The following is a 12,353-nucleotide window of genomic DNA, read 5'->3' as shown; positions in this document are numbered from 1 at the left end:
CTACTGAAAACTCTGAAAAATGATTCAAGTTGCTTATTATCTAAGTCTTTCTCGTATAGAAATCTTATCTTCTCTCCATTCACTATATAATTCCTTGTTTTCCTCCCATAGCTCTTTTATTTCAGAACTATCGGAAAGCACAGCGTCAATAGCCACTATAGCCTTCTGTTTGAGTGGAGTAAAATCAAAAGACTTTAATGCTTTTACCCATTCAAAGTAATCTTCATCATCACATCTATATTGCTTTTCGTTAAACACACTATCAATGACTGCCGCCGATACCAGTGCATAACATCCCTCGTCATATTCAACATACTTTGCCTCAATCACAACGTCAAAATATTTTTCCATATCCGTAATAATTTCTAATGACTCTCTCAAGTCGTCCAACGCATCATAAGCTATATCGTCATCAAACACACCATAATTCCATGCGCCCATTTTAATATTCTCCTAAATTCACATTATCTCTCTACCTCAGATAACTCTTCCCAGTCTTCTCTATTGCCACATCTTTTTAGATAATCTTGACCGCCATCTACAGCAACTGCACCACACTTGCAAAACTTAAAATCATGTACAGATTTACTTTCAATTACATCTCCGCATTTCTTGCACTTTATTTTATTAACAATTATTTTCATATCTTTCACCTTTTCTTTCACCTACCATCTCTTATTGTCAGAACGCAAATAGTGTAGTATCCTCTCTTTCTATGGAAGACGAGCAAGATACAATCCACCATTTTCCTTAAGCCATTTCTGACATTTGCGGTATTCTGGAAATACACGCTCAACTTCTGCATAAAACTCTGCTGAATGATTCATTTGTTTTCTATGACAGAGTTCATGAATAACAACATAATCTATCACATCTTCTGGAAATAACATCAAAAGACAATTAAAATTCAGATTACCCTTACTAGAACAACTTCCCCAACGTGAACGCTGATTACGAATTGTAATTCTGCCATAAGTGACACCCACAAGTGGAGCATATTTCTTTACTTTTTCTGGAATTACAACCAACGCCTTCTTTGCCAGCTCCCTAATCTCATCCCTAGTAAATAGAGGAATCTGTTCTAAGTCCTTCTTTCTGTCTTGCATTTTTACTAACTGCTTCTCAATCCAGCCCCGTTTCTCATGAATGAAAGCGTTAATTTCACCACAGCTCATGCCCTTGGGAGCACGCACAAGAATACCATCCATACGTAATTCGATGGCGATTGACTTGCGGGAACTATAAATTATATTAAATTGTAACCCCTCAAAATAGTTCGCCATATCTTCGTTCTCTCCTTGCGTACAAAACTTGTTTTTAGACAATATTCAACGATTCTTCTATTTCTCCGGTACAATCTCAATCCAATATCCATCTGGATCACTGATAAAATAAATTCCCATTTTCGGATTTTCATAACAGATACACTTCATCTCCTCATGTTTCCTATGAGCTTCTTTCATATTATCAGTAATAAATGCCAAGTGTATTTCATTATCCCCTAAATCATAATGGTCTTTCTCCCAATCACGCAGCCAGGTCAGTTCCAATTGAAATCCCGTTTTTCCATCTCCCAGATAAACAAGAGTAAAACTTCCATCTTCTGCTTGCTTACGTCTTACTTCCTTTAATCCAAGTGCTTTTTCATAAAACTGAATAGATGTCTCCAGATTTTTTACGTTGTAATTATAATGTGCAAATTGAAAATTCATAATATTCCTCCTATCATATCAGCTAAATATATTATGTATACATACATTACTAAATTCCTAATCCACCTTCCACAATTCATCCGGATAAATATTCCTTGCTCTCCCAATATCCGAAAATGTATTCACCTTACTTTTAGTAGTCTTAAATTTCACATAATCTCCCACCTGAAGATCTGCAAAAGCTCCTGTCCAATAAAACAGCCAATCGCTTTCCGCTCCCATTCGATCCGGTGGCTCTGCAATATGTCCTTTGATTTTATAACATCGATACTGATCATTCTGTAAATTCCGAACACCTTCAATCACTGCCTTATAGTAACCTTCATGGTCTTTTTCAAGAATACCTTCTCCGCTTTCCAAATTTCTCAGTTTCCTCTGAAATTCCACCGCACGTTTATGAAATTCTGCTGTCTGATAAGACTCCAAAATTCCATGTGTATGAAATTCATCATAGACAGCGCTTAAAGCTTCTATGCTGTCCAATAGGCGCATCTGCATCCCCTGAAAAGGTGTATGATTTAATCTTTCAAAAGGAACTGTTACGAGAGGGAAAAATCTTTTATTCTGTCCCCATGCAGCCCCCATTTCCACAAGGCAAAAAGCACTTTTTAAATATTCTTCTGTAATCAAAGATACAAAAGCCTCACAATTTTGAAGCTGCTGTCGTATTTTCTCACTAAAATTGCCCCCTGTTTCCAGCATTTCCAAATATGCCGTGCAAAAAATATCCTGTTTTGCAATACCCATGCCAAGCTGCAAAAATTCTATAAAAGCTTCTGCCAGTTCTTTATTTTTTGTACAGTAACTGATAAATATTTTCTTCATTTTACAATACCTCCAGTTCTTTTAAAAGATGTTTTCTTTTGTTTTCATATTGTTTTTCCAGCATATATTTTTCTCTGTAAAATACAGTCTGGTTTTCTTTTAATTCCTTCCCTATTTCTCTCATTTTTTCTAAATGATATTCCGGTATTTTTAGTTTTTGGAGACTGGCATTACTTAAAATTCGGATGGTTGTTCCTGATTGTATTCGCTCCAGAGAAATTTGCCCCTGCCTGGAATTTAAGTATTCAAAAAGCACATAGGGATGATATTTTTCCGGATTAACCCGAATAAGCGTCAGATTTCCGCTAATGTATGCTTCCGGGGAATAATCTTCCACTATCGCCAGTTTCAGAGCTGTTCCTTTTGAAGTAATTAAAATATCATCCTTCTGTATTCTATATTTTCCTTTACAAACAGAATTTGTGCTTCTAACCTTGTCCGCCCCCTCATACTGAATTCTTTTTTCCTGAATATCTTTAATATTTAAAAAATATACATCGCCATCTTCTACAACATCCGCCCTTTTCGGAACTTGTGCTCCTCTTGTAATTTGTGCGATATCTTCTAATACAAGCTCGGACACAAACTCCCATTCATCTTCCTGCTGAATATATTGAGATGGCTTAAAAGAGTACTGATTTTTCTGTATCTGTTCTCTGCTGCAAACTGCACTGACTCCCTTTACTTCCCAACTATGAACAAAGATTTCCCGTACCTGTAACAATCCCGCCTCTGTAATCTCAACGGTTCTCCTTCCCTGCCGTTTAAATTCTTTGCTGATATCAATAAAAATAACCTTTCCTTTTCTTGAGCTTTCTTTATCTTTATTAAAAATCAGTAATTCTGTTCCTGCATAATATTTGGAATATAGATTTTCCGGCAATGTAATAACTGCTTCCAGCCAATCATTTACTACAATCTGCTCTCTCAAAATTTCCTCATTCACTCTGGTTAATGCTCCTGGTGTTACCAACACTGCCGCTGTACCTGTTTTTTTCAGACGATACAACACATCCTGAATAAAAATCCAGTCAGAATATATATTCTTTTTATTAAAGCAAAGCAGCCTTGGGTCTTTTTCATCGTATACTTCTGTTACATTTTGTCCTCTGGGAATGTCTAAAACAATGATGTCATAAGATTGGCTCTCTGCTGTATCCGGAATTGTCAAAATATCCCTTTCTTCAATTTCTCCATCCGGCACTTCATAAGCAGAAAAATAAAGTTGTGCTGCATCACACAAATTTCGATTTAATTCCTCTCCGTGAAAACTCACCTCTTTATTTCGAATTGTCAATCTCTTCCAAAGCTCCAATCCAAGTCCTGCTCCTCCGCAGCAAAAATCTGCAATTCTATGAGCTTTATGAAAACCAAGAATATCTACAATAAGTTTCCGAACTTCCGTCGGTGTAGGAGCATAAACATCCCATTTTCCTGCCTGTGCAAAAATCATCTGAAATAATTCAGATAACTTTCCTCCTTTTTCCAGATACTCACGAAAGAGAGAAACTTCTATTTGAAACATTTCCTCTATATCTTTATCATCAAGAATTTCCCAGCGAATAAACTGAAAAATCCTTGTAAAAGCAACACGCAAATTATATCCCTGTATTCTTTCTAAAACTTCTTTTACCCCAGCCTGTGTAATTTTCCCCTTCTCTTTCCTTTGGTTTTGACAAAATGCAAGAACCAGTGATAAATAAAATATTTGCTCCAAAGGTACTTTTCTTTTCAACTCTCTCCAGATTTCTTCTATTCTTTGCTGCATATTGCTACCCCTTCTTTATTTTCTATATTTGAAATATAACACCTTCTTATCTTAAATTCAATTATGAATTACAATACCTAATTATAAAAATAAATTACATCTGCTTTTCTTTTTTATTTTTTCTTTCTATGGAAGTCGACTAATATATACCCACCCATTCTCTTTAAGCCACTTTTGACATCTGCGGTATTCCGGAAAAACACGTTCAACTTCTGCATAAAAATCCGCAGAATGGTTCATATATTTTCTATGGCATAATTCATGAACCACGACATAATCAATCACATCATCTGGAAATAACATCAAAAGGCAATTAAAATTCAGATTTCCTTTGCCTGAACAACTGCCCCATCGTGAACGCTGATTACGGATAGTAATTCTTCCATAGCTAACACCCACAATAGGCGCATACTTTTTGACTTTTTCAGGAATACTTATCAGTGCTTGAGCCGCCAGTTTCCGTATTTCATCCATTGTGAATGGCGGAAGCTGTTCTAATGCACTTCTTTGTTCCTGAAGTTTTGCCAAATGTTTTTCAATCCAGCTTTGCTTTTCACTAAGAAATTTATTAATTTCATATCGGCTCATTCCCTTTGGAGCACGCACAATTAACTCGTCCATGCGCAATTCTATGGAAATAGTTTTACGTTTGCTGTAAATAATATTGATTTGTAAATCTTCAAGTTGATTAGTCATGTCTTTTCTCACATTCCACTGCCACCTTCATCACGCCATCTCTCTTATTTTCGAATAACTCATAGGCTTCCTCGATTTTTTCCAGCGGATATGTATGGGTAATCAGCGGTTCTGTATTTAGCTTACCTTCTGCAATCAGACATAAAATTTCTTCACAGTCGCAGCCATCTACACCTCCGGTTTTAAAAGTAAGATTTTTCCCATACATATCAGGCAGAGGCAATGTCTGTGCCTGATTATACAGGGCAACAACTGTCACAACTGCATTTGGTCTGGCACATTCCCAAGCAAGGCGGAAAGTAGAGTCTGCCCCTGCTGCTTCAATCACCACATCAGCTCCCCCATGCTCACTGTGCTTGCGGACAAATTCTTCGCAAACATTTGGTGTAACTGTCCATACATCTGAATAATGCTCCTTAATAAAACGTACTCGATTTTCATCTTTTTCACATACAATAATTCGTTTCGGTTTTTTCAGCATAACACACAGCAATGTGCAAATACCTGTTGGACCTGCTCCGATAATTAAAACTGTATCTTCCTCTTTAATTTCTGAAATTTTTGCAGCCCAAAATCCGGTAGCCAGTACATCGCCTGCCAGTAAAGCCTGTCTATCTGTAACCCTATCCGGAATTTTATTTAATCCCTGATCTGCAAAGGGTACACGAACGTATTCTGCCTGTCCTCCATCAATGCGGCAGCCAAGCGCCCAGCCTCCATTTTCGTCTGTACAATTATTTACAAACCCTTTCTTACAGAAAAAACATTCTCCACAAAAGGTCTCTACATTTACCGTTACTCGATCTCCCGGTTTTACATGCGTCACTTTAGCTCCAACTGACTCTACAATACCTACCATTTCATGTCCCACAGTAATACCCGGTACGGCACGAGGAACGCTTCCGTGTTTAATATGGATATCACTGGAACAAATACTTGCAAGTGTCACTTTGACAATCGCATCTCTCTCATGTATAATAATCGGTTTTTCTTTTTCCACAAGTTCGAATTTTCCTTCTGAAATATATGTATATGCTTGCATCCTTCCATCTCCATAGCTTTTCAAATTTTTCAATGTTTCTTTAAAATACGATTATATCATCAAAAGCTCTGCTTCTCAATTCCTTTTCCCACTATGAATTACCCTGCCCAAATCAAAAAAGATGTATCTGCGCAAAAGGAGCTGCCGTTTAAAAACAAAACGACAGCTCTCTGCTTTCTCCTTTATTTATCGGCGAATATCAACCACTCCTGTTTCCAGTGCGCCTTCTGTAAATTCCAGATTTCCGCCATAAGTAGACAAATTCAAATACATCTTATCTAAATCATTTTCATTTACAATCCATGCCATAGATACATCTATACTCTCTCCCGGCCGTAAAGACAGTATATAATTGCTTCCTCCGTAATTTTCTCTTACGCTTCCGTACCGCATCTCTGCTGCACGGGCAACACTGCTTCCTTCTACATAATCACATTCTTTTTCTGAATTACTACAAAGATTATAGATAGAATATTTTTCATCTTTATCCTGTAATAACATAATATTTCCGTTATACATCATGTGATTTATTATAAAATCACTGTTATTCTGATAAGTTACTGTTACATATACAAGCTTCTGCTTCAACTTTTCTGTCTTTACCACCTCATCCAGTGTTTCTATGCCATCTCCTCTTTTTATATAAGAAAGTGTATTTTCCACCAATTTCTCATCTAAAAGACTTAAATCATCTGCTGTCTGAACAGAATAAACCTTCACAGAAATGTCATCTGTGGAAATATATTCCCCTGCTTCATTCTCCCCTGAGCCTTCCATTTGAAAGGTTTCTCCTACATCAAAAATTTCCAATTCATTTTTAGGAACTTCTGTAATAATTTTCACTTTTCTTCTTATTGATGAATATCACAATATTCTTTCACTTCGCCACGCATAAAATGCTTCCTGCAAAGCGGAACATACAAATCATTAGCTCCCAAAGCGATTTGTTCTCCGTCCCGTACGATTTTTCCATCCACAACTCTGGCATTAAAATGCGCTTTTTTCCCGCACCAGCAAATAGTGGGGATTTCCTCAATCACATCCGCTAATTCAAATAGGCGTTTTGCGCCTTCAAACAGCTTACCCTGAAAATCTGTTTTCAGCCCATAGCAAAGCACCGGTATATTGTACACATCACAAATTTCTGCCAGCCAATCGATTTGCTCCGCCGATAAAAAATTTGCCTCATCCACTAAAATTGCATCATATTGATTACTTTCTATGTGAAAATCCTCGACTAAAATACATTCTGCCTGTAAACCAATCCTTGATTTTACAATATTAATGCCGTCTCTTACATCAATGCGAGGTTTCAAAATAACAGGGCGTTTTCCTCTCTCTAAATAATTATAATGAACCATCAGTAAATTGGCAGTCTTGCTGCTTCCCATAGCTCCGTAGCGAAAATATAGTTTCCCCATTTTTTCCTCCCTTCTATATTCCGCAAAAAAGGACGCCACTTATGACGTCCCTTTCCCATTTATAAGAGCTGAAAATGGGACTCGAACCCACGACCCCTTCATTACGAGTGAAGTGCTCTACCAACTGAGCTATTCCAGCAGTCTTACAAATACTAATTTTAATCGACTTGCATCTTATTGTCAAGAACTTTATTTACCGCAATGTCCGCCACAGTGATGATTTTCTCCTTTGTGTTCTCCACATTCTCCTTCATGATGGTGATGATTGCACATGGTATCCGGATTATAATTTAATGTTCCTCCCAAATATGCTTCCACCTGTGCGTCTGCGTTTCCGCATGCTCCCGGGAACAGGCGAATTCCCGCTTCTGCCAGTGCATTTCTTGCGCCTCCGCCAATACCTCCGCAGATTAAAACCTCTGCTCCTAATTCTTTTAAAAATCCTGCCAATGCGCCATGTCCGCTGCCATTTGTATTTACCACTTCTGAGGAAACAATCTTTCCTTCTTCTACATGGTAAATTTTAAACTGTTCTGTATGACCGAAATGCTGAAAAACTTCTCCATTTTCATAAGTAACTGCAATTTTCATAGTATAAGCTCCTTTCTTGCCTCTGCCCTTTCCTTTTGTTTCTTCTATTAAAAAATTTCCTCCACGAATACGAAGTCCGGCTGCTTCCACCAAAAATCTGGCTGTTTTTTTTCTTGCCTCCGTATAAAGGCTCTGCACCGTTGCTCTGGCAATTCCCATCTCCTGTGCACACTCTGCCTGCGTCATCCCTTCATAATCCAGAAGACGAAGGGTTTCGTATTCCTCCACAGACATTTCAATTTCATGGCACTGTTCTGCTCTTCCCTTTGGAAAAAAACTGTCACAGACAGGCTCTCTCTTTACTCGTTTTGGTTTGTTTGGTCTTGGCATAGGCTTTCCTCTCTTTTTATTGTTGGCATATACTTATTATTGCACTATTATTAGTATATGTCAATAATCATTTTAGATAAAAGAAGAAGCCATTAAATTAAGCTTTTTCTTTGTGCTTAATTCAACAGCTTCTTTGTGTTACTATTTCTCTATTCTATTTCCTCTTCTCTGTCATTTGTCAGCTTCAATTTATCCAGAATATAGAAAATCAAGCTTAAAATCATTCCCACAATACATGCTAGAACCATTCCTGTCAGCTCAATCTCGCCAATGCTGATTTTAATGCCGGACAAGCCTGTAACGAAAATAACAGAAGTCAGCGCCATATTTCTGGAACGGCTGTAATCCACTTTTCCGTCTACCAGAATACGAATACCGGATGTTCCAATCATACCGTAAAGCAGGAAAGAAATTCCGCCGATAATCGGACTTGGAATTGTCTGAATAAGCGCTGTCAGCTTTCCAATGAAAGAGCAAATGATAGAGAGCACTGCGGCTCCTCCGATGACATATACACTGTATACCTTTGTCATTGCCATAACGCCAATGTTTTCCCCGTAAGTGGTAGTTGGCACAGAACCGATAAGACCGGAAAGCATTGTTGAAAAATTATCCGCAAACATAGAGCGGTGCAGTCCCGGATTTTTGATTAAGTCTCTTCCGATAATTTTTCCGGTTACAATCTGATGTCCGATGTGCTCGGAAGCCACTACCAGAATAACCGGCAAAATAATTAAAATTGCTTCCACATTAAATTTCGGTGTTGTAAAATTCGGCAGTGAAAAGAAGGCTGCTTCCGCTACCGGTGTAAAATCCACAATTCCGCAGAGGATTGCTGCAACATATCCTGCCAAAATTGCAATCAAAATCGGAATAACCGACAAAAATTTTCGGAATACTACGGAGCCAAATACCGCAACACCAAGGGTCACTAAAAATACAATTACACTTTCTGTCTGAATTTTTTCATCTAGCAGGCCTGCATTTTTTGCAGCAGTGCCGGAAAGCTCCAGACCGATAAGCGCTACTACCGGTCCCATTGCTGCCGGCGGAAGCACCACATCAATCCAATCTGAACCAAACTTATAGATAATCAGTGATAAAATGCAGCCGCAAAGACCAACAACAACAAATCCCCCCAGTGCATATTCATAACCAAACTTGCCCATAACCACCAAAGACGGGGCAATAAATGCAAAGCTGGAGCCCAAATATGCAGGCGCCTTTCCTTTTGTTATCAAGATAAACAATAAGGTTCCGATACCGTTCATAAAAAGAACAATTGCAGGGTTCATGCCAAATAAAGACGGAACCAACACAGATGCGCCAAACATGGCAAACATGTGCTGAATACTTAGCGGAATTAAAAGCTTTGGCGGCACTTTTTCTTCCACTTGGATAATTTTACGATTTTCCACACTTTTTCTCCTTTTTCTTTTTATCCGTACTATATTAGCATGAATTGTGTCAAAATACTACAACAATTTCATTTATACCTGAAATTCAAAATATCGTACCGCATTCTTATAAGAAATGCCCTTTACAATTTTCTCTAAAGTCTTCCTATCATTTGGATATTCTCCATTTTCCACCCAGCCTCCAATCAAATCGCAGAGAATTCTGCGAAAATATTCATGGCGGGGATATGAAAGAAAGCTTCTGGAGTCTGTAAGCATACCGATGAAATTCCCCAAAAGCCCCAGATTTGCCAGAGAAATCATCTGCTTTCTCATACCGGTTTTATTGTCATTAAACCACCACGCAGAACCATGCTGTATTTTCCCCACTGCATCGCTGTTTTGAAAACATCCGATTATCGTTCCAATAAGCTCATCATCCTTTGGATTTAAACTATATAAAATTGTTTTCGGCAGATTTTTTCTCTCATTTACTGCATTTAAAAAATCTGCCAACTGTGTTCCCGAAGCAACGTCTCCCATACAGTCAAAGCCCGTATCTGCTCCGATTTTTTCATACATCTTTCCGTTATTATTTCTCTTGCATCCATAGTGAATTTGCATTACCCAATTCAGTTCTTCATATTTTTCTGCCAGAAAAAGCATACATGCTGTTTTAAAGCTTGTAGCGTCTTTTGCGGAAATGTCCTTCTTATGCAGACGGGCAGAAAAAATCTTCTCAATTTCCTCCTCTTTGGCAGGGGCATAAACCATAAAATCCAAACCGTGGTCAGAAATCCGGCACCCCATACGCTTAAAGTATTGAAGCCTTTTTCCCATTGCTTTTTTCAAATCCTGAAAGCTTTGAATTTCTATATGTGCCGCCCTTGAAAGCTCTTTCAAATACTTTAGATAATCCGGTTTTTCTATATTTAAAATTTTGTCCGGTCTCCATGTAGGCAGTACCTGTATGTCAAAGCTCTCCTCTTCTTTTATTCTTTTATGCCACTTTAAAGCATCCACAGGGTCATCGGTGGTACAGAGCAGCTTCACATTTGACTGTTTTATCAGGCTTCTGGCGCTCATATCTGCTTCTTTTAATTTGTGATTACAAAGCTCCCAAACCTCCTGCGCCGTATCTCCATTTAAGATACCCCCATAGCCAAAATATCTCCGAAGCTCCAAATGACTCCAATGATACAGGGGATTTCCGATTGCCATTTCCAGCGTTTCCGCCCATTTTTGAAATTTCTCCCTGTCCGGAGCATCTCCTGTAATATAATATTCCTCCACTCCATTTGCACGCATCTGACGCCATTTATAATGGTCGCCTCCCAGCCATAGCTGCGTAATATTTTCAAATCTTCTGTCTTCTGCAATTTCCCTTGGCTGAATATGACAATGATAATCTATAATCGGCATTTTTTCTGCAAAGCTATGATACAGCTCCTTTGCCGTGTCGGTAGACAGCAAAAAATCCTCATCCATAAACACTTTCATAAGTCTCTCCCTAGATTTTTTAAAATTTATCCTGTATCTAAGGATTTCCCGACTTTCTCGGTTTTATTCCGTTACCACTGAAGCAGCGTGCTTCCCCATGTAAGTCCTGCTCCAAATCCGGCAAGGACAAGAATATCTCCTTTCTCCAGCTTTCCCTCCCTGTTCATTTCGTCCAGTAAAATAGGAATACTGGCAGCGGAAGTATTTCCGTATTTCTGTATGTTCATAGGAAATTTTTCTTCTTTTTCCCTCAGCTTTTTGGCAACGCCGGAGAGAATTCTGCTGTTTGCCTGATGAAGCACATAATATTTTACCTTTTCCTTTTCTATGTTTCCTTTTTCCAGAACCTCTTCAATACAGTCCGGAACAGTTTTCAAAGCAAACTTGAATACCTCCTGCCCATCCATCTGAAGATAAGAGCTTCTTTTCTCATACCCCACAGAACAGCTTAAAACCTTGCCTCTGCTGCCGTCTGCATACTGCACAGAAGAAAAAAGTCCCGTTTCCGATGCTTCCAAAACCACTGCGCCTGCTCCGTCTCCAAATAAGACACAGGTTCCCCTATCCTTCCAGTCTACAAAGCGTGTCATGATATCTGCCCCGATTACCAATACCTTTTTATAAACCCCGCTGTTAATATAAGCATAAGCTGTATTTAATCCAAACAAAAAACCTGCACAAGCCGCACTCATATCAAAAGCCGCTGCATTTTCTGCGCCTAAAGCAGCCTGTACCTGACACGCCGTACTTGGAAAAAATGTATCCGGAGAACAGGTTGCCACAAGAATTAAATCAATTTCTTCTGCCTTTATCTTTGCAGACTGTAACGCTTTCCTCGCTGCTTCACAAGCCAGACCTGCCGTTGTTTCTTCTTTGGCAATTCTTCTTTCCTTTATTCCCGTTCTGGTCACAATCCATTCATCACTGGTATCAATAAATTTTGTAAAATCATTATTTTTCATGCAATACGCAGGAATAGCGCTTCCTGTCCCGATAATCTTCGCTGTCATAATTTCTCCTTATTTATATTTAATATTTCAAATATTTTGTATATCAAACTATTTTCTTAAA

Annotated in this window: 14 protein-coding genes and 1 tRNA gene; all 15 read right to left on the bottom strand. The window is 38.4% G+C overall.

Going from position 1 to position 12,353, the window contains the following annotated elements; genetic code table 11:
* Positions 1 to 36 precede the first annotated feature (36 nt).
* Positions 37 to 441: a DUF4259 domain-containing protein gene (locus CGC63_RS05890; protein ID WP_004222619.1), complete on the bottom strand. Its 405-nt coding sequence runs from the start codon at positions 439 to 441 to the stop codon at positions 37 to 39.
* 23 nt (positions 442 to 464) lie between these two features.
* Positions 465 to 665, bottom strand: coding sequence for a DUF7695 domain-containing protein (locus CGC63_RS05885; RefSeq protein WP_004222621.1), 201 nt, complete (start codon positions 663 to 665; stop codon positions 465 to 467).
* Positions 666 to 713: 48 nt separating this feature from the next.
* Positions 714 to 1,283 carry a M48 family metallopeptidase gene (locus CGC63_RS05880; protein WP_004222623.1) on the bottom strand — a complete coding sequence of 190 codons (570 nt, stop codon included), beginning with the start codon at positions 1,281 to 1,283 and terminating at the stop codon, positions 714 to 716.
* A 57-nt stretch (positions 1,284 to 1,340) separates the two neighbouring features.
* Complete coding sequence (locus CGC63_RS05875) at positions 1,341 to 1,712, bottom strand: VOC family protein (protein ID WP_004222630.1); 372 nt, start codon at positions 1,710 to 1,712, stop codon at positions 1,341 to 1,343.
* Positions 1,713 to 1,769: 57 nt separating this feature from the next.
* Positions 1,770 to 2,537 carry a toll/interleukin-1 receptor domain-containing protein gene (locus tag CGC63_RS05870; RefSeq protein ID WP_004222634.1) on the bottom strand — a complete coding sequence of 256 codons (768 nt, stop codon included), beginning with the start codon at positions 2,535 to 2,537 and terminating at the stop codon, positions 1,770 to 1,772.
* A 1-nt stretch (position 2,538) separates the two neighbouring features.
* Positions 2,539 to 4,305 carry an N-6 DNA methylase gene (locus CGC63_RS05865; RefSeq protein ID WP_004222637.1) on the bottom strand — a complete coding sequence of 589 codons (1,767 nt, stop codon included), beginning with the start codon at positions 4,303 to 4,305 and terminating at the stop codon, positions 2,539 to 2,541.
* A gap of 126 nt (positions 4,306 to 4,431) precedes the next feature.
* Entirely contained in the window at positions 4,432 to 5,001 is a 570-nt protein-coding gene (locus tag CGC63_RS05860) for a M48 family metallopeptidase (protein WP_004222640.1), read from the bottom strand.
* Positions 4,994 to 6,043: an alcohol dehydrogenase gene (locus tag CGC63_RS05855; RefSeq protein ID WP_004222642.1), complete on the bottom strand. Its 1,050-nt coding sequence runs from the start codon at positions 6,041 to 6,043 to the stop codon at positions 4,994 to 4,996. The genes CGC63_RS05860 and CGC63_RS05855 overlap by 8 nt, the downstream gene beginning before the upstream one ends.
* A gap of 186 nt (positions 6,044 to 6,229) precedes the next feature.
* The gene (locus CGC63_RS05850; protein ID WP_004222644.1) at positions 6,230 to 6,886 is read right to left on the bottom strand and encodes a hypothetical protein; all 657 of its coding nucleotides are present in this window, start codon (positions 6,884 to 6,886) and stop codon (positions 6,230 to 6,232) included.
* 8 nt (positions 6,887 to 6,894) lie between these two features.
* A complete protein-coding gene (locus tag CGC63_RS05845) occupies positions 6,895 to 7,464 on the bottom strand; it encodes a thymidine kinase (protein ID WP_022239785.1) in 570 nt (189 codons plus the stop codon).
* 66 nt (positions 7,465 to 7,530) lie between these two features.
* Positions 7,531 to 7,603: transfer RNA gene (locus CGC63_RS05840), tRNA-Thr, on the bottom strand.
* A 50-nt stretch (positions 7,604 to 7,653) separates the two neighbouring features.
* Complete coding sequence (locus CGC63_RS05835) at positions 7,654 to 8,385, bottom strand: DUF134 domain-containing protein (protein ID WP_009246677.1); 732 nt, start codon at positions 8,383 to 8,385, stop codon at positions 7,654 to 7,656.
* A 149-nt stretch (positions 8,386 to 8,534) separates the two neighbouring features.
* Positions 8,535 to 9,803, bottom strand: a complete 1,269-nt coding sequence (gene uraA, locus CGC63_RS05830) for a uracil permease (protein WP_004222651.1) — start codon at positions 9,801 to 9,803, stop codon at positions 8,535 to 8,537.
* 72 nt (positions 9,804 to 9,875) lie between these two features.
* Positions 9,876 to 11,282, bottom strand: coding sequence for a glucuronate isomerase (gene uxaC / locus CGC63_RS05825; RefSeq protein WP_004222653.1), 1,407 nt, complete (start codon positions 11,280 to 11,282; stop codon positions 9,876 to 9,878).
* 71 nt (positions 11,283 to 11,353) lie between these two features.
* Positions 11,354 to 12,292: a beta-ketoacyl-ACP synthase III gene (locus tag CGC63_RS05820; RefSeq protein WP_004222655.1), complete on the bottom strand. Its 939-nt coding sequence runs from the start codon at positions 12,290 to 12,292 to the stop codon at positions 11,354 to 11,356.
* Between the last annotated feature and the right edge of the window lie 61 nt (positions 12,293 to 12,353).

The organism is Blautia hansenii DSM 20583, assembly GCF_002222595.2.
Taxonomy (GTDB): Bacteria; Bacillota; Clostridia; order Lachnospirales; family Lachnospiraceae; genus Blautia; species Blautia hansenii.
This window is presented reverse-complemented; position numbering and strand designations above follow the sequence as displayed.